Origin of the sequence: Spiroplasma endosymbiont of Diplazon laetatorius (assembly GCF_964019625.1) — a bacterium.
In the GTDB taxonomy this organism is placed as follows: Bacteria; Bacillota_I; Bacilli_A; order Mycoplasmatales; family Mycoplasmataceae; genus Spiroplasma_A.
Genome location: NZ_OZ026458.1, coordinates 134,321 through 152,974, shown reverse-complemented (window position 1 = coordinate 152,974; position 18,654 = coordinate 134,321). Strand labels below are relative to the sequence as shown.

Here is an 18,654-nt window from a genome sequence, read left to right as displayed (position 1 = left end):
ATTAAAACGGTTTGTATAAACTTAAACTATTTCCTAAACTAAGTTTGAAGCTGCTTGTTTTATCTGAGTTGATTACACCAACACTGAAATAAACTACAAACTCTAAAATTATATTCTGATTATCATAATAGTATGTTATTGCAGAACCCACTTTTATGTTTGATTCAGACTCAAATCTATATCAGTTTTCATCTACCAATATATCTGTTAATTCTACAACTTCATCAAAATCCATGTCTTCTACAGAACCATCAGTTAAGGGATAATCTTTACTTCATCTAAGTTTTTCATAGAACTCATTTTCAGGGAACATATATGCATCTCCCCATTTTCATGTTATTACTGAACCATCACTGCTTGGGTAATTATTTTTGTTTAAAGAATATTCTCAAACAGGAGTTTCACCCATATCAAAACTATAAACAAAAAGACTTTCTGAAGTATTATTAGAAATGGCATTACCAGAGTTTAATATCGTAGGCTCTGGATGTGACTCGAAATATAAAACGATTTCATCTCCAATATACTCTACATTCTCATTTCCAGAATCTTTTTTATATAAGACTTTATTTTCTTTAGTCTCAGCAACATTAAGAATAGGTGCTGCAATTATACTTGCAGCACCTATAAAACTAATTAAAGTATTAAACATATTTGACCTTTCTTCACAATCCCACCCAGCCAACCATTAATATTGTCCTATTCTATTGGTTTAAAATATTTTATGGTTCCATTTATAAATGTTTTTTTAATTAAAAAAAAAAAAAAAAACACCTTTTTTAGGTGTTATTTTACTACAATATTTACAATTTTATCTGGAACAGCTATTTCTTTAACTACTTCTTTTCCATTTAATTGTTCTTTTACGTTATCTAGTTCTTTTGCTAGCTTAATTAAAGTATCTTTATCAGTTCCTTTATCAGCTTCGAATGTTCCCCTTAATTTACCATTAATTTGAACCGCTATTGTAACTGTAGATAGCGTTAATTTAGACTCATCATGAGTTGGTCAAACTTCTAAGCAAACACTTCCTGCGTTTCCTGTCTTAACCCATAGTTCTTCAGCTAAGTGAGGAGCATAAATTGAAAGCATTTTAATAAAGTTTAAAATGTATTCTTTGTAAACTGGTTTTTCTTCTTTGTAAACTGCGTTTACAAACATCATCAATTGTGAAACTGCAGTGTTGAATTTACAGTCTTCAACCATTTGAGTAACTTTTTTAACAACATCGTTGTAAACAAAATCTAAATTACCATTATTTTGATCACTTAGTTCAGTGTTTTCAATCATTCTATACACTCTATCAAGTCATTTTCTTGCTCCATCAAGCCCTTTATAACTTCAAGGAAGAGAAGCTTCGAGCGGACCCATAAATACTTCATATAATCTTAAAGTATCTGCTCCATGCGATTCAATGATATCATCTGGGTTAATCACATTACCTTTTGATTTACTCATTTTTTCACCATTATCAGCTAATATCATTCCTTGGTTTATTAATTTTTGGAATGGTTCTTTTGTAGGAACAACTCCTAAATCAAATAATACTTGATGTCAGAATCTTGCATATAACAAGTGAAGAACGGCATGCTCTTGACCACCGATATATAAGTCAACTGGCAATCATTTTTTAAATAATTCCATAGCTTCATCTGATTGAATATCAACAAGTTCATTTGGACTTGTAGTTAAAATGTAAGCCAAGTAATATCAACAACTTCCTGCTCATTGAGGCATTGTGTTTGTTTCTCTTTTGGCTTTTTGACCATTATGTTCAATATTTACTCATTCAGTTAAATTAGCTAAAGGTGACTCACCAGTTCCTGATGGTTTAATGTAATCGGTTTTTGGCAATTCTAATGGTAAGTCCTTTTCATCAACTAAAGCGATTTGTCCATCTTCTAAGAAAAGTACGGGGAATGGTTCTCCATAAAATCTTTGTCTTGAAAATAATCAATCCCTTAATTTGTAGTTAATTTTTCTTTGAGCTTTATTTTCTTTTTCTAGTTTTTCAACAACCAATTTAATTGCTTCAACTCTATTTAAACCATTTAAAAAGTCAGAGTTAACCAATGGAGATTCACCCACAAATGCTTTTGAATGATCTGAAGTTTCTAAAACATATTTAAGTGGTAATTCATACTTTGTTGCAAATTTTCAATCACGTTCATCATGTGCAGGCACAGCCATAACTGCACCTGTTGCATAATCATTTAAAACATAATCTGCAACTCATATAGGCAGTTCTTCTTTTGTAATTGGATTAATTACAAAACTTCCTGTAAATACTCCAGTTTTTTCTTTAGAGTCGTCTTGTCTTTCAACATCTGTTTTAGTTTTTGAAATAGCAATGTATTCTTCTACTTTAGATTTGTTTTCTGGTTTAGTTAATTTTAAAACTAAATTATTTTCTGGCGCTAAAACAACATAAGAAACACCAAACATAGTATCGGCTCTTGTTGTAAATACATCGATTTTTTCTTCACTATCTTTTACATCAAAGTTAACTATTACACCTTCTGATTTACCAATTCAGTTTTTTTGTAATTCTTTAACTGAACTTGGTCAATCTAGATCATCTAAACCTTCAAGTAATCTATCGGCATATTTTGTTATTTTTAAAACTCATTGTTTCATTGGTTTTTTGATTACTTCAAAACCACCAACTTCTGAAACCATTTTACCGTTTTCTAGTATTACTTCTTCATTTGCAAGAACAGTTCCTAATCCTTCACATCAGTTAACATTAGCTTCTCTAATTTCTGCTAAACCTTTTTTGTAAAGTTGTTGAAAAATTCATTGTGTAATTTTGTAGTAGTTTGGATCACTTGTATTAACTTCCTTATTGTAATCATAACTAAATCCAAGTTTTTTTAATTGATTTCTGAAAGTGATAATATTTTTAGCTGTAAATTCTCTTGGATCATTTCCTGTTTTTAAAGCATATTGTTCTGCAGGAAGACCAAAAGCATCTCATCCAATTGGGTGAAGAACATCATATTGTTGCATTCTTCTCATTCTTGCAAAAACATCAGTTGCAGTATATCCTTTGGGGTGACCAACATGAAGTCCTGCCCCGCTTGGATATGGAAACATATCTAAAATATAAGCTTTTTTATCTTTATCACTTGTTGTTTTATATGTATTATTTTCTTCTCAAAATTTTTGTCATTTTTTCTCAATTGCTTTATGTGAAAATTCCATTTTATTACCTCTTTTATCAACCTTATTATTTTACATTAAAAGTTTATTTGTTTTAATGATTTGCTTAATAAAGAAAAACTTAAACATAAGTTTAAGTTTTTATAATCATTCTTTAAAAATTTTAATATACAACATTTTCACAGCTTGTGCCAATAACATATATGCAAGAACAAATCCTATTGCAATTGGTAAGAAAGTTCATTTTGGAACACCCATACTCATTCCACCGCTTATTGCAGGAATGCTCATGAATCCATATGGAACAATTATTGCCATAGCACATACAAATATTGTTGATACAGAAACTTGTCATGAACCATTAGATTGTATGAATGGTATTTTCTCAGTTCTATACATTTGCATAACAGCAGTTTGTGTCATTAACCCAACAACAAATCAACTACCATTAAATATAGCCAATTGTTCTGCTCCCGGTTGTGTAACTCCACTTCCAATACCTGGTTCAACTATGTGATATCCATAAAGCAATACTAGGAAAGTTGAAATATCAAATATAGAACTCACAGGTCCATTAATCACAGTAAATCATATAATGTTTTTTGTTCTCAAAGGTCTTGGTTTGTCTGTAAAATTTTTATCCACTTTGTCAAATATAAAAGCAAACATAACTATGTCATACAGTAAATTTTGTGTTAGTAAGTGTAGTGGTTGCATTGGTTCTGCTAAAGTTAAGAACAATGCAACAAGTACACTTAGTACATTTCCAAAGTTTGAGGCAATAGTCACTTTAACATATTTTAAAATATTAGCTAAAGAAACTCTTCCTTCATGAACTGCATGACTAATTGGAAGTAATGATTCTTCCATTAAGATAATATCTGCAGCTTCTTTTGCTATATTTGATGCCTCATCAAATGATATAGCAACATCTGATTCTCTTAAAACAGGAGCGTCATTAATTCCATCACCCATAAATCCAACAACGTGTCCTTGTTCTTTTAAGGCTCTAATTATTGTTGATTTGTGAATCGGACTTAATTTAACGAAAACATTTCCTTTACGAACAGCTTTGTGTAATTGTTCTTCTGTCATTGTTTCTATTTCTTTTCCTGAATAAAGTTTGTCAATTTTAAAATCAACTTTAGAACAAATAGATCTTGTAATAACTTCATTATCTCCAGTTAATACTTTAGTAGCTATTCCTTTTAAAGCTAATTCTTTAATTATTTTTTTTGAAGTTTTCTTTGGTTCATCAAAGAATGTTCCAAACCCATAGAAAACTAAATCTTCTTCAATATCTTCATCCCTTAATTTATTGTGAGCTATTCCTATAACTCTAAATCCATCGTTATTATACTCATCTGATTTTTTGATTATTTTATCAATATGTTCTTGAGTAAGTTTTACAATATCTCCATTAATATATATACGGTTACATACTTTCAATACTTCTTCGATAGCACCTTTTGTGAAAATTTCTTTTTCTCCATTTTTAGATAGGATTACAGATAAGATTTTTCTTTCAAAATCAAATGGTACTTCTCATTCTTTAATGTATTCATCAAGATTAGGCGCACTTATATTTTTGCTAAGTAGCACGGCTTGATCGATAGGATTTTGAAACCCTGATTGGAAATAACTATTTAAATATAAAATATGTTCTATCATTTCATTTTTTTGACTTTTAATATCAAATACGTGGTCAAGTTTTATTTCACCACTTGTTATTGTCCCGGTTTTATCAGTACACAGAATATCTATTGCTCCCATATTTTGAACAGCATTTAGATTTTTAACAATAACATTTTCTTTTTTAATTTTTGAATAACCCCTTGATAGGTTAGCAGTAACAATTACCGGCAACATTTCTGGTGTTAAACCTACAGCAATTGATATAGCAAACATTGCTGCTTTAAATCATTTTTCATCAATGTTACCTGGTCTTAAACCAAAAACCAAAAACACAATTGGTGTAACTGCAAGCATAAATGATATTAATAACATTGTTATTCTTCAAATACCTTTTTCAAAAGAATTTTTACTTCTTTTTTCTGTAACTTTATCATTAATTGCAGAAAAGTAAGTTTTTTGTCCTGTTTGAATAACTATACATAAAGCTGAACCAGAAACAACTTCTGTTCCCATATAGCAAATATTTTGGTATTCTAGATAACTTTCTTTTTCATTAATGGTTTTCTTTTGAACTGGAAATGATTCTCCTGTTAAAGATGATTGATTTAAGTATAAGTTATTTGATCAAACAACTTTAACATCAGCTGGAATTAAGTCTCCATTAGATACATAAATTAAATCTCCTGGAACTAACTCTGAGTTCTCAATTTGTTCGTGTTCTTTTATTAACTTAATTGAGTTAGCATTATCAATGTCTTTTACTTTGAAATCAACATCTCTAATTGTTTTTGTCATATGCTTATTTTCATATGTCATTTTTTTAATAACATTAAATGATCTAATTTCTTGAACAAAATATATTGTTCCACTAATTAAAATCATAATTAAAACCAACAAAGCACCTACTAAATCAGATAATTCTAATGAAGGATTTCCTTGTTCATCTTTTCCTGTTGCATATTGATAGAAACTAAATGTGTCAATCACAATCAATATTAAATTGAATGGACTAAAAAATGATTTGATAAATGATAGTAAGTAATTAAATTTCTTTTCTTTTAAACTGTTATCTCCGTGTTTTTCTTTTTGAATCTCAACTTCTTGTTCATTTAAACCAAAACTTGAGATTTCTAATTTTTTAAGTGTTTGAGCTTGATCTAATTTTACAAACTCAGCAATCTGATTATTATAATTATTATTTAACTTTTTTTTATTAGTTTTCATAACATCGTTCTCCTTATTTATGAAAGCTAACTTAAAAACCTATTTTGACAACGCAAAAATAGGTGGTAAATTAGCAATACTTCTTACCGTATTAATATTTATTAAGATTTCTAACTGATCGACGGAAGGAATACTCATATTTACCACCTCTTTCTAAACCTTTTTAATTATACCTTCTTAACATAAAAAAAACACCCACAATAGGTGTTATATATTTTCTTAATGGTCGGAATAAGTGGACTTGAACCACCGACCTCACCCTTATCAGGGGTGCGCTCTAACCAGCTGAGCTATACTCCGTAAAACAATATTAATTATAGAATATTAACTTTTAAAATTCAATAAAAATTAGATTTTTTTATACATTTTTCAATAAAAAAACGTCAATCACTGACGCCTCGTTTTCACTAATGGTGGTTTTGGACGGAGTTGAACCGCCGACACATTGAGCTTCAATCAATTGCTCTACCAACTGAGCTACAAAACCGATAATGGCGACCCCAACGGGACTCGAACCCGTGATCTCCTCCGTGACAGGGAGGCGCGATAACCAACTTCGCTATGGGGCCAAATGGTTGCGGGGGCAGGACTTGAACCTACGGCCTTCGGGTTATGAGCCCGACGAGCTACCAACTGCTCCACCCCGCGATAAAAATGGCGGAAGATGAGGGATTCGAACCCCCGCTCGGGTTTCCCCGACTCTCGGTTTTCAAGACCGACCCCTTCAGCCAGGCTTGGGTAATCTTCCGTATTTTGTTTGCCCCCTCATGATCATAATAGAGTCATCATGATGGTGGACCTTATTGGACTCGAACCAATGACCATCCGGTTATGAGCCGGATGCTCTAACCAACTGAGCTAAAGGTCCAAAATATAAAAACAATAAAATATATGGTAGCGGGGAAGAGACTTGAACTCTTGACCTCCCGGGTATGAGCCGAGCGCTCTAACCAGCTGAGCTACCCCGCCATATATGGTGGACCCGAACGGGATCGAACCGTCGACCCCCTGCGTGCAAGGCAGGTGCTCTCCCAGCTGAGCTACGGGCCCATATATAAAAAAATATTAAATTAATGGTCGGGAAGACAGGATTCGAACCTGCGACCCTTCGGTCCCAAACCGAATGCTCTACCAAGCTGAGCCACTTCCCGAAGTAATGAATATTTAATAATATTCATTGATTGCTCTCAATAATGGCGCGCCCTAAGGGACTCGAACCCCTAACCTTTTGATCCGTAGTCAAACGATCTATCCAATTGATCTAAGGGCGCATTTTTGTCTGAAAACAACCAAAAATATTATATTACAATTTGTTCTTTTTTTATCAACTTTATACAAAATTGACAATATTTATTATAGCAAATTAAAATCGAATATGTGTCTTTTTTAAGAAAATAATAAAAAAAGAGCAATTTCTTGCTCTTTGTTTCATTTTGGAGGTACCAGTCGGAGTCGAACCGACGATCAGGGAGTTGCAGTCCCATGCCTTAGCCTCTTGGCTATGGTACCATTACCTAAATGATTATACTAAAAAAATACAAAAACTAGAAATTAATAAAACAAAAAAACCCTTGCGGGTTTTTAATTTTTATATTTAAATTGCCACTTTATCTAGTTCAAGTTCTCTCTTAAGAACATTAAATTCCTTTTCACTAGAAGCAGCTATTCCATGTATTTGTTGAATTAAAACATTGTCTTTTCCATCATCCAATAAGTAATCTTCTACTTTAGTTATTTTTATTTCATAAAGTTCACTTGTGTTTTTTAAAGTTCCACAAAGACTAAAGAATGATTCTCCATTTAGTTTTAATACTGGAAATGATATATATTTTTTTTCAACATTTTTTATAAGTTCATCTACATTTCCTCTAATGTTTAATTGTTTATATTTAGATATAAATTCATACTTGCTAGCTTCATAATTTTCAATCGAATAGGATTCATTAATGATTTTTTTTGCACCCTGTTCAATTAATTCAAAGTCAGCTTCTTCTATTTTATGTTTACCATTATAATATAAATTAAATTCTAGTTTTGAATTATCGCCATCTTGAACGATTGGTTCAAGATCAGGATATAGTTCAACCAAAGATAAAATAGTTACTAATTTAGCTGTATAATTTACAATTTGATAATATAGGTCATGTCTTTCTGTTATAAACTCAATTTTACAATCCTTATTTATTTCTGTAAAACAAGAAACAATATAACTTGAGTTTATAAGTGCCCCTACACATCTTTTACCAAGCGCCTCTGAAATATCTTTTGCTATTTCCAAAACAGTCCTGGGTTCTTCATAAAAAACAATTTGTCCATCCAATAAAGTTAACTTCACAATATTTTCTCCCTCAATCATATACAAATAGATTCTAATATAATATTGTTAAAAAATTATTTAAATATTAATGTTTTGTAGAAATTATTTGATTAAATTTATCAACAAGATAATTGTCAATTTTTTCATTGAAACCAAATGCTTTTCCTTTTTTAGATGGCTCAAATCATTTATATCATTCATTGCCTTGTTCTTTTCCAAATTCAATCATTTCCTTAAATCCAGTAGGCATACCTGTTTCATTTATTAATTGTTTTTGACTTTCTTTTTCGTAAATGAAATTTATAAATTTATAAGTTGCATCTAAGTGTCTGTTCCCACTTGATATAACTAGATTGTCACTTCATAAGTTTGTTGATTCTTTGTTTAGATTCCCATTGACTTTAGTTGACATTTCTTTACCAGGAACCCCTGATACTACAGAAAATTTGAAACCTTCTTTTTGTTCACTAAATAATGATTCTTCTTCTCCGCCACTTTCTTCATAATCATCAGAAACAGCATATATTAAGTCACCATTATACATTACAGCTATGTCAAAGTCCTTATCATGTACTTTATCCATTAACTGATCTCCATAAAGTCCAACATTTCTTTTGCTTATTAGTGTTTCAATTTCTTTTGAAACAGCATCCACTTGTGCTTTTTTTGAAAGTTCTTTTTCATTAGTTCCTTCACCAACAGTTAAGCCCTCTTCGGCCTCAACATTTCCGTATAATTTTTGGAATCCATACATAAATACATTTTTAGGATCTTCATTTAGAGCTAAATTGAACCCTTTGTCTGCTGCTTGTCAAAGAATGTCTCATGAAAGGTTATCTTCCAGAACCAAGTAAGGTTCATTTTCTTTATTTTTCTTTTCATTTTCCTCAATTACTTTAGCTTCTTCTAAGAATTTAACCAATTCAGCATTATAAACAAAGTTTCCATCAATATAATCTGCAAGATTGAAAACTATTCTTACATCCCCTCAAAATCAAGGAATTGAATAATCTAATAAATCTGATTCTAGACCTTCTGCATCTTTAAATTTACTTTCTTTATGAACTTCTTTTAAAGAATCAACATATTCTAATTTTTCTGGTCATTCTTTTTCTAATTGTTCTTCAGAAACTTTACATTCCTTGTAATTATCAATAGGATTTTCTATAACATTAACTTTACATCAATCTATAGGTTGTAAAGCACCTTCTGTAGCTAATTTCTCCACCATATAGTCACTTGGAACCATAATGTCGTAACTAAAAGTATAAGTTTTGTTATAAAGTGATTCGTTTGAGTCATATTGTTGATAATTAACTTTATAGCCTGTTTCTTTTTCAAATTTAGTAATTAAAGCAGGATCTATATAACTTCCTCAGTTTCCAATAACTAAGTCATAAATATTATTCATAACATAAGCTGTTGTTAAAAGTGAAAATGAAGCTAAAAGCGCTGAACCCATTGTTAATTGTTTTCAATTTCTCTTAATTCATCTATTTGATTTAGGAACATAGTCTTCTTGTAAAACATCCGGGAAGTATTTATCCTTTTTAGCTTTTACATAATTGTTTACTTTTTCTAGTTTTTGTTCTTTATCATTTAACTTAGAATTTAAATCATCTTTAGCGTCATTTAATTTTTGTTCTCTTAATATTTGTAGATCAGATAATTTTTCAGCATAATTTGCTTCGTCTTTATCTAATAAACTAATTTGTTTATCAATTGATTCTACTAAAGATATTTTTCTAAATACTTTATTTTTTATTTCCATAAATTGTTTGTATTTAGCTTCACTTTTTTCTTGATTCTCTTTTTGCATTGTTGCAAGTTTTTCGAGAGTAACTCTAAGTTTGTATTGGTTTCTTCCTTCAAGCAAACTATCTCTTTTAATTGAAAGTGCTTTGATTTTTTTGTTATATCAAGAAACCAATTTTGAACTTGGATTCTCTAATCCTGCAAGCTCTTCTTTTAATTCAATAACTTGTTGTCCTATTTCTAAAGATCTTTCTTTATCCATTTCATTTCTGTTATTGATTCATTCTATTTCTTTTTCATATTTGTTTATTTTTCTGTCCAACTTAACTAGAACTTGTTCAAATTTCTTAATTTTTTTATCATTTGTCATTTTCTCAATTTTTGATTCAATTTGAGCTTTTTTGATGTTAAGTTTTTTAAATACAGTAAAGTATCTTTTTTCACTTCTTATCTCATCATTAATTAATTCTTTTTTTCATTCTAGTCGACTTATTTTTTTATTATTATTTTTTGCATTTAATATTTTAAGTTGAAATTTTAATAATTTATATTGAGCAAGTAATTTTAAATTTTTACTTCTTTCAATTTTTGTTCCAGTTGAAAGACATTTTTGTAAATATTTAATTTCATTTTCTATTTTACTAATAGTTTTAATTTTGTATTCACCTTTTTTGATTTGTAATTTTACATCTTTTGATTTTTGAATTGAAAATTGAATTATATTTCAAACCAAAATAATAAATACAATAGATGCTACCAATAATGTACCAAAAGCATTTATGTAAGGTTGCATTCTTTTTGCAGTATAAATAAAAGTTGAAACGTTTGTTTGTCCTCCACCTGTAAAGTAAGAAATAATAAAATCGTCAAAACTCATTGCAAAACATATTGCAGCTGCAGTTATAATACATGGTGTTAATATTGGAAGAATAACTTTATAGAAAGTTTGTCTTTGGTTACCACCAAGATCTTTTGAAGCTTCAAGTATATTTTTATCAATTCTATTCATAAAGGGAAGTACTGTAATAATTACATAGGGCACGTTAAATGAAACGTGAGCTGCAATTAAAGTTATAATTCCAAATTTTACTCCAGCAAGAACAAATAATAACATTAAACCAACTGCTGTAATAACATCAGCATTTACTAATGGTATATTTGCTATTCTTACTCAATTTCTTGATGCTTTTGGTCTGATTTTTGTAAGACCAACAACTGCCATCATTCCAATTATTAAAGAAATAATTGTAGATACCATGGCAACAAAAAGAGAAACTGTAATTGATTTAATAAATGGTGAGTTTTGTACAAGAGCTGCATATCACTCTAAACTAAATCCACTTCATTGTGTTGTACTATTTCCAGCATTGAATGAAAAAAGTATCATTATAGCTATTGGAAAATAGATAAATAACATCATTATTAAGAAGTAACTTGATTTGATGAATTTTTTCATTTTTTTGATGCTCCTTTCACTTCAAATTTATTTGAGATTAATTTCATAATCCCCATAATTGCAAATAAAAGCAGTGCTAAAACTATTGCAATTGTAGCTCCGAAAGTAAAGTCAGTACCCCTAAAGAAGTAATTTTCAATTATTGTTGTTATTAAATTTATTTTTCCATCACCCATATATCTAACAATTAAAAGTGATGTTGCTGCTTGAATTAACACTAGGGTAAATCCAGCAAATACACCTGGCAATGATTGTCTAAAAGTTGTATGTCAAAAAGCTTTTGACTTACTTGCTTTTAAATCTAAAGCAGCTAGGTAGTAATTTCTATCTTGATTTTCAATTGCATTGTAAATTGGTGAAATGGCAAATGGTAAAAACATATACACCATTCCAATAATAACTGCAATTGGAGTTCCTAAAGCGCTTGGAGATATTATTAAGAATAAACTTCTTAGTCCAAGTATTTTTAAAATCATGCTTATTCAAATTGGTAGAGTAACTAATACTCAAACGTTTTTTGCAAGCATTTTATTTTTAAGTTGAGTCATCACTAGTGCGATTGGATAAGCGCATGCAACACATATCAAACTAGCTACAAAGGCATACATTAAAGATAAAAACATTACATATAAAATAGATCCTGAAGTTAAAAGTTTCACAAAGTTTGTAAAATCTAATTTAAATTTAATACTATTTCCAGTTGCTTCCACTATTGAGAAAATAATAATCCCAAGTAAAGGAAGCACAACTAAAAATCCCATAACAACCATAAATGGTAACATTATTGGTCAAACTTTTCCTTTTAAACCTTTTACTATTTTAAAATCTGCAATTTTATCTTTAAATTTAATTTTTGGTATTTCTATTTCTATTTCTGTTCCTTCAGATTCAATATTTTCAATATCGTCTAATTCTTTTTCAACTTCAACATTATTTTGTAATTCAATAATGTCTTTTTCGTTATCTAAATTATTCATCTATCTCTTTTCACATTACATGTAAATCTTCTGGATTTCATTTAATAGAAACTTCTTTGTCGAAATCATGGAATTCAGTTGTATGAACTACATAGTTTCTGTTTTCTGTTTTAACAGTTATTTCGTAATGTACACCTTTAAAGATAATATTTTCAACTATACCATTGAAAAATCCTTTATTAGGTCCTTGAATTTGTAAGTCTTCAGGTCTTAAAACTATATCTATATTTTTTTCGTTTTCTCCAAAACCTTTATCTGTACAGTCAAATTCTTTACCGTCGAATTTAACTTTTAAATCTTTTACAAACTCACCATCACCGATAACATTAGAAACACCAATGAAGTTAGCAACTCATCTGTTTTCAGGTTCGTTATAAATTTCTTCTGGTGATCCAATTTGTTGGATTTGTCCATCATTCATAACAACTATTCTGTCACTTAAAGTAAGTGCTTCTTCTTGATCATGAGTAACTAAGATGAAAGTAATTCCTATTTCTTCTTGTAGCTCTTTTAATTCATCTTGCATTCTTTTTCTTAATTGAACGTCAAGAGCTGACATCGGTTCATCTAGAAGTAAAATTTTGGGTTTCAAAATAAGAGCTCTTGCGATGGCAACACGTTGTTTTTGCCCACCACTTAGTTCATGAACTCTTTTATTTTCCATATTTTCTAATGAAAATTTCTTAATATATTGCATAACTTCTTTTGTAATTAAGTCTTCTTTCATTTTTTTAATTCTTAATCCATAAGCAATATTATCGTAAACATCATAATGAGGGAAAAGTGCGTAATTTTGAAAGATTGTATTAATCTGTCTTTTGTTACTTGGTATAGGTGTTAAATCCTTACCTTCAAATAATATTTCACCAGAGTCTTGTTTTTCTCTTCCTCCGATTATATTTAAAGTAGTAGTCTTTCCACAACCAGATGGTCCTAAAAGAGTGATAAATTCACCCTCTCTAATATTAAAACCAACACCTTTTAAAACAACTTTTCCATCATAACTTTTAGTAAGATTTCTAATCTCTAAAATATTATTTTTGTTGTTCATAATATGTTCTCCTTTAAAAAATATTAAATTTTTAACGCGTAATTTATTAAAATTGGATTACGCAATCAGGAGGAGCATTTCTGTCTCTAAAACTTTTTCAAATCATTCAACACGAGTTATTACTACATTAAATCATTCTGAAATTAAATATTGATTTATATTTATTACACTTTGTAATTTCATAGTAATTCTCCTTTTGTTTTTTACATAAGATAATTATATATATTTTTTATTTTTTTTTATAAAAATTATGAAAATAAAAAAAACACATATAAAATGTGTCTATTTCAATAATTCTTTTTTAATGTAGTAACCTACACCATGTTTTTTGTTTGATTTTGTTTGATTTTTTGCAATCTCTTTAAGATCTTTTTTAGAGTTACCCATGGCAATACCATGACCAACTCACTTTATAGCTCTCATATCATTGTCGCCATCCCCAAAGAACATAATGTCTTTAGCGTCAATACCATATTCTTTTGCTACATTTTGTAGAGCGTATAGTTTATCAACACCTTTTGGATTAACTTCAATATTTGAAGAATGAGGAACATAACTTCAAGAAAACATTTCGTATTCTTTAGGTTTTAAATCCTCTTTTATTTTAGCTATACCTTTTTTGTTACCATAAATAATAATTTTGTAAGATGTATCAGTTATTGTATCTCTATTGTACTTAACCAATTTTCTTCCTGATACTTTTTTAAGAACATATGTGAATAAATTCTTTTTAACAACATAAGATACCCCAGGATCTTTTGCATAACTAAAAGTACTTAATTTATATTCTTTTGCTTTATCATAAATTATTTTAAAGTCTTCTAATTCAAATAAATGTTCTTCAATTAATTTTGGTTTTGCTGTACCTTCATATTTATAAGTAGCTCCACCATTAAGAGTAATAACATATTCGTGTGCCAAATCAATTCCGATTGCTTTTGCTACTTTCATAGCTCTAGATATATTTCTTCCAGTTGCAATACAAATTTTAACGCCTTGTTCACGAGCTTCATTAATTGCTTTTATATTTACCTTTGATACTAAATTTTTCTTTTTAACTAATGTTCCGTCAACATCGAGCGCTATTAATTTAACCACTTTTGTTTCCTCCTATTTTACAAATTGTTTTAAAATATCTTTTGACATAAATCCACTGTTTTGTTTTGTAACTTCTCCATCTTTAAATAAAATTAGAGTTGGTATAGACATAACGTTATATCTTTTTGCCACTTCTGGTAATTTATCTGTATCAACTTTAATGAAGTTTACTGATGTTTCTTCATTTGAAGTTAAATCAAAGATAGGAGCCATCATTTTACATGGTCCACATCATTCAGCATAGAAATCAACAACTGTTGATTCTTTTGCTATTTCTAAGTCAAATTCTTCTACTGTTTCAATTACTTTTACTGCCATAATTTTTTTCTCCTCTTATATTATATTTTTTTCAATAAAATCAGCAACACCATTTTCGTCATTTGTTTTTGTAACATATGTTGCTTTATTTTTTAGCTCTTCCAAGCCATTTTCCATTGCTATGAAGTTATCTACTTGCGCAGCTAACTCAAAATCGTTAAAACTATCTCCAAATCCAAATGTTGTTGTATTTGATTCATCTAACTTAAGATGATTTAAGACTTCTTTAACTACAGATCCTTTGTGAATTCCCTTTATAGCCAACTCATAAACTCTATCTGTATATTTAATTATATCAAGTTCATTGCTTATACCAGAGAAATCTTTATAAAATTCATCTACACTCTTATCTGTTGGGTTTTTTTCTAAAATTACAGTTATGTGATTTATATCTTTTTGGATATCTTCAAAATTTTCTATAACTTTATAGTCAGTTCCCATAATATCACTTCAGTATCTTGAGTTTTCACCCTCACCATATACGTAATAAATGTCATCGCCAATAAAGTGAACTTTATATTTACCTATTTTTCCAAAAGTAGTTTCAAAAACTTCTTTTAAAGATTCTTTTGTGATGTATTCTTTTTTGATTCATTTTTCTTCTTTAAAGTCATATATATGAGTACCATTGTTTGCAGCCGCTATTCCTTTAAGTTTATCCAAACCTAAATAAATTGCTTGTTGTTCAAATGTATCCATAGTACATCTTGCAGTAACAGGTATGAAATAATAGTTTTTTTCATAAACTTTTTTAACTATTTCTTTTGTTACTTCACTAAATTTGTGGTCACTTGCTAGAGCAGTACCGTCTAAGTCAGAAAAAATAAGAACATTTTCTTTTAATTTCATATTTTCACCTCGATTTACTAATATAGATTATAAAGGAAATAGTGATTTTTAGGAAATCTATTAAAAAATGATTCTAGTTATTAGAATCATTTTTTAATTATTTTTTAACCTTTTTATTGTCCTTGTTTTTTCTTTTGAATATACTCAATACTCCAAGGTTATCATGATTTGGTAAAAGTAAGTTAAGCGAAACACCACAAAGTGTTGCTAGGAATAATCCTGTTATTTTGAAACTTGATATTTGAATATCTTTTTTCATGATTGACATTCCAACTCCAATTGCTAATATAATTGAAATTACAACTAAATTTTTAGCATTTTTCAAATCTACTTTTGCATCCATCATAATTTTGATTCCATTTGACGCAATCATACCAAACAGCATAATACTTATACCACCCATTACAGGAGCTGGTATCATTCTTATTATTTGATTCACAGGAGCTATAAAGCTCATTATTATGGCAAACACAGCAGCTAAACCAGTAACTCAAACACTAGCTACTTTAGTTAATCCTACAACGCTTGTGTTTTCTGCATAAGTAGCGTTTGCAGGTCCACCTATTAAACCTGCAAAACTCATAGCAACACCATCTGCAATTAATGTTTTGCTAATGCCTGGATCTTTTATAAAATCTCTTCCAGTCATTGTTCCTATGTTTATGTGATCTCCTAAATGTTCAACCATTGTAACCATAGCAATAGGAACGATTGCTACTAGAGCTGGCCCTATTGTTTTGGGTTCCACTTTTCAAACCGCTTTAAAACTTGGATATCATTCTCAATTACTTGTATCTGTAATGTAGCTTGTATCCATTATGTGATATCCATATTTAGTTAAACTGAAATGCAATATTATTGATATTAAGTAACCAATAGCAAGAGCCATTAAGATTGGTACTACTTTTAAAAAGTTTTTTGCTTTTAACATACAAATTGTTGCAACCAAGAATGTAATTACCCCAATTATAATAGCTAATCATTGAGGGTAATCACCTCAAGCATTAGCTCCATTGCTTCCTGTACCTGAAGCAAATCCTATATTACCTAAAGCACTTGGAACAGCACTTAAACCAATTGTTATGATAATTGGCCCTACAACTACAGGTGAAAAAGCTTTTTTAATTCACTTTACACCTGTTCAATGAATTATGAACCCCATTAATATGTAAACTATACCTACAGCAAAAACAGCTATAAATATAGAGTTTCCTCAATCCTTTCAACCAGTTCCCAACACAGTCATGTAAGCAAAACTGCTTCCAAGATAAATTGGTACTTTCGCCATTGTTAAAGCTATATAAATTAATGTTCCTACACCAGAACAAAATAATGCCATAGATATGTTTATGACTTCATCTGGAGCTGCCAATTGGTTTATAACCATCGGAACCAAAACAGTGGCTCCAAACATTGCAAAAACGTGTTGCAATGAAAGAGTAGCTCATTTCCCAATACTTTTGGGTCTTTGATGTGGTTCAAGAACAAGATCTATTTTTTGATTTTCTTCCATATTATTCTCCTTTATCTCTACTGAATTTTTATAAAAAAAATCAACCAATAAAAATGGTTGATTAATTTAATATAAATAGTTCAGAAAATTGAAAAGAAAGAGAAATCAAAGATTTGTTTGATTTCATTTTATTTACTTTTATTAATAAAATATTTTTTCTCATAATTTCCCTAACATTTCCTAAAAAACAATATATATAGTTTGAGTTTTAATTGCAACAATTAATTGAATTAAATTGAAAAATAAAAAAATCACTTGCGTGATTAAATTTCTTTATGGTCCGGAATAAGGGACTTGAACCCCCACGTGTTACCACGCCAGATCCTAAGTCTGGTGCGTCTGCCAATTCCGCCAATTCCGGATGAATGGTGTCCCGTATAAGACTTGAACTTATGACCCACTGGTTAAAAGCCAGTTGCTCTACCGACTGAGCTAACGAGACGTTAAAATTAACACATTTATAATAACATTTTTTTTATTTTATTAAAACACTTATTTGAATTTTATAAGTATTCTCTTGTTGATTTTAGGTGAATTGCTCCAACAACTATCATGAATACACCGCAAATTGCGTTTATTGATCCAAATATTCATGTAAATGAATATATAGTTGTTATTAACAATACACCTAAAGTAATTAATATGATTGATGCTACAAAAGCAGATTTAGTTGTGTTCTTAATAAGAAAAACCAAACCCACAATTCCAATAGCCACTAAAAACAACACTGCACCTACTATGAATATATAAACCAAAGATTCCATATGACAATTATTTGGTAGTTTTTCATAAACTTTTTTTACAAAAGCTATTACGAAAATCATATTTAATAAAGCAATACCCATTGAAACATAGGCTATTAAAGATAGATTTTTTTTCATCCTTTTACTCCTTAAATATATAATACATAGATTTAGCAATAAAAAAACAACCATTTATGGTTGATGATTTCTTGCGTGGTGCTGATGATAGGACTTGAACCTACAACCTACTGATTACAAGTCAGTTGCTCTGCCAATTGAGCCACATCAGCAAAAAAAATGGTGGAGTGTGACGGGCTCGAACCGCCGACCGCCTGCTTGTAAGGCAGGAGCTCTCCCAACTGAGCTAACACTCCAAAAATAAAATATAAAAATAATGGTAGCCTGTACGGGGTTCGAACCCGTGTGTGCACGGATGAAAACCGTGTGTGTTGACCGCTTCACCAACAGGCCATTAAAATGGCGGCTTTTGCAGGACTCGAACCTGCGACCAACCGGTTAACAGCCGGTTGCTCTACCAACTGAGCTAAAAAGCCAT

Annotated in this window: 12 protein-coding genes and 17 tRNA genes; all 29 read right to left on the bottom strand. The window is 29.8% G+C overall.

The features are described 5' to 3' along the window. Position 1: 1 nt before the first annotated feature. The 29 genes from AACL10_RS00740 to AACL10_RS00600 all read right to left on the bottom strand — a co-directional run bounded on the left by AACL10_RS00740 (position 2) and on the right by AACL10_RS00600 (position 18,652). Positions 2 to 652 (bottom strand): hypothetical protein, encoded by a 651-nt coding sequence (locus AACL10_RS00740; protein ID WP_338985332.1) that lies wholly within the window; start codon positions 650 to 652, stop codon positions 2 to 4. A 134-nt stretch (positions 653 to 786) separates the two neighbouring features. Continuing rightward, complete coding sequence (leuS, locus tag AACL10_RS00735) at positions 787 to 3,204, bottom strand: leucine--tRNA ligase (protein ID WP_338985331.1); 2,418 nt, start codon at positions 3,202 to 3,204, stop codon at positions 787 to 789. 99 nt (positions 3,205 to 3,303) lie between these two features. Further along, positions 3,304 to 6,021, bottom strand: a complete 2,718-nt coding sequence (gene mgtA / locus AACL10_RS00730; protein ID WP_338985330.1) for a magnesium-translocating P-type ATPase — start codon at positions 6,019 to 6,021, stop codon at positions 3,304 to 3,306. Between the two features lie 223 nt (positions 6,022 to 6,244). Beyond that, positions 6,245 to 6,321: transfer RNA gene (locus AACL10_RS00725), tRNA-Ile, on the bottom strand. Between the two features lie 111 nt (positions 6,322 to 6,432). After that, positions 6,433 to 6,508, bottom strand: a tRNA-Phe gene (locus tag AACL10_RS00720). A gap of 5 nt (positions 6,509 to 6,513) precedes the next feature. Then, positions 6,514 to 6,590: transfer RNA gene (locus AACL10_RS00715), tRNA-Asp, on the bottom strand. A gap of 3 nt (positions 6,591 to 6,593) precedes the next feature. Next, positions 6,594 to 6,669, bottom strand: a tRNA-Met gene (locus tag AACL10_RS00710). 7 nt (positions 6,670 to 6,676) lie between these two features. Further along, a tRNA-Ser gene (locus AACL10_RS00705) sits at positions 6,677 to 6,769 on the bottom strand. Positions 6,770 to 6,812: 43 nt separating this feature from the next. After that, positions 6,813 to 6,889, bottom strand: a tRNA-Ile gene (locus AACL10_RS00700). Positions 6,890 to 6,913: 24 nt separating this feature from the next. Beyond that, positions 6,914 to 6,990, bottom strand: a tRNA-Met gene (locus AACL10_RS00695). A gap of 5 nt (positions 6,991 to 6,995) precedes the next feature. After that, a tRNA-Ala gene (locus tag AACL10_RS00690) sits at positions 6,996 to 7,071 on the bottom strand. Positions 7,072 to 7,095: 24 nt separating this feature from the next. Further along, positions 7,096 to 7,172, bottom strand: a tRNA-Pro gene (locus AACL10_RS00685). Positions 7,173 to 7,215: 43 nt separating this feature from the next. Continuing rightward, positions 7,216 to 7,292, bottom strand: a tRNA-Arg gene (locus tag AACL10_RS00680). Positions 7,293 to 7,455: 163 nt separating this feature from the next. Further along, positions 7,456 to 7,530 (bottom strand) — tRNA-Cys (locus tag AACL10_RS00675). A gap of 85 nt (positions 7,531 to 7,615) precedes the next feature. Then, positions 7,616 to 8,356, bottom strand: a complete 741-nt coding sequence (locus tag AACL10_RS00670) for a TGS domain-containing protein (RefSeq protein WP_338985328.1) — start codon at positions 8,354 to 8,356, stop codon at positions 7,616 to 7,618. Between the two features lie 67 nt (positions 8,357 to 8,423). Next, entirely contained in the window at positions 8,424 to 11,549 is a 3,126-nt protein-coding gene (gene potCD, locus AACL10_RS00665) for a spermidine/putrescine ABC transporter permease/substrate-binding protein (protein WP_338985327.1), read from the bottom strand. After that, positions 11,516 to 12,526 (bottom strand): spermidine/putrescine ABC transporter permease, encoded by a 1,011-nt coding sequence (gene potB, locus AACL10_RS00660; protein ID WP_338985325.1) that lies wholly within the window; start codon positions 12,524 to 12,526, stop codon positions 11,516 to 11,518. Before potB ends, potCD begins: the two co-directional genes overlap by 34 nt. Then, positions 12,519 to 13,577, bottom strand: a complete 1,059-nt coding sequence (gene potA / locus AACL10_RS00655; protein ID WP_338985323.1) for a spermidine/putrescine ABC transporter ATP-binding protein — start codon at positions 13,575 to 13,577, stop codon at positions 12,519 to 12,521. The genes potB and potA overlap by 8 nt, the downstream gene beginning before the upstream one ends. 282 nt (positions 13,578 to 13,859) lie before the next feature. Continuing rightward, positions 13,860 to 14,675 (bottom strand): Cof-type HAD-IIB family hydrolase, encoded by an 816-nt coding sequence (locus AACL10_RS00650; protein WP_338985321.1) that lies wholly within the window; start codon positions 14,673 to 14,675, stop codon positions 13,860 to 13,862. Between the two features lie 12 nt (positions 14,676 to 14,687). Next, positions 14,688 to 14,993: a thioredoxin gene (gene trxA / locus AACL10_RS00645; protein WP_338985319.1), complete on the bottom strand. Its 306-nt coding sequence runs from the start codon at positions 14,991 to 14,993 to the stop codon at positions 14,688 to 14,690. A 15-nt stretch (positions 14,994 to 15,008) separates the two neighbouring features. Further along, positions 15,009 to 15,842 (bottom strand): HAD-IIB family hydrolase, encoded by an 834-nt coding sequence (locus tag AACL10_RS00640; protein WP_338985318.1) that lies wholly within the window; start codon positions 15,840 to 15,842, stop codon positions 15,009 to 15,011. 97 nt (positions 15,843 to 15,939) lie between these two features. Continuing rightward, on the bottom strand, positions 15,940 to 17,355 hold the full coding sequence (locus AACL10_RS00635) for a uracil-xanthine permease family protein (RefSeq protein ID WP_338985316.1): 1,416 nt from the start codon (positions 17,353 to 17,355) through the stop codon (positions 15,940 to 15,942). A gap of 276 nt (positions 17,356 to 17,631) precedes the next feature. Further along, positions 17,632 to 17,716: transfer RNA gene (locus AACL10_RS00630), tRNA-Leu, on the bottom strand. 5 nt (positions 17,717 to 17,721) lie between these two features. Continuing rightward, positions 17,722 to 17,797, bottom strand: a tRNA-Lys gene (locus AACL10_RS00625). A gap of 61 nt (positions 17,798 to 17,858) precedes the next feature. Further along, positions 17,859 to 18,236, bottom strand: a complete 378-nt coding sequence (locus AACL10_RS00620) for a hypothetical protein (RefSeq protein ID WP_338985314.1) — start codon at positions 18,234 to 18,236, stop codon at positions 17,859 to 17,861. A gap of 76 nt (positions 18,237 to 18,312) precedes the next feature. Further along, positions 18,313 to 18,388: transfer RNA gene (locus AACL10_RS00615), tRNA-Thr, on the bottom strand. Positions 18,389 to 18,396: 8 nt separating this feature from the next. Further along, positions 18,397 to 18,472, bottom strand: a tRNA-Val gene (locus AACL10_RS00610). Between the two features lie 21 nt (positions 18,473 to 18,493). After that, positions 18,494 to 18,569 (bottom strand) — tRNA-Glu (locus AACL10_RS00605). A 7-nt stretch (positions 18,570 to 18,576) separates the two neighbouring features. Beyond that, positions 18,577 to 18,652 (bottom strand) — tRNA-Asn (locus AACL10_RS00600). Between the last annotated feature and the right edge of the window lie 2 nt (positions 18,653 to 18,654).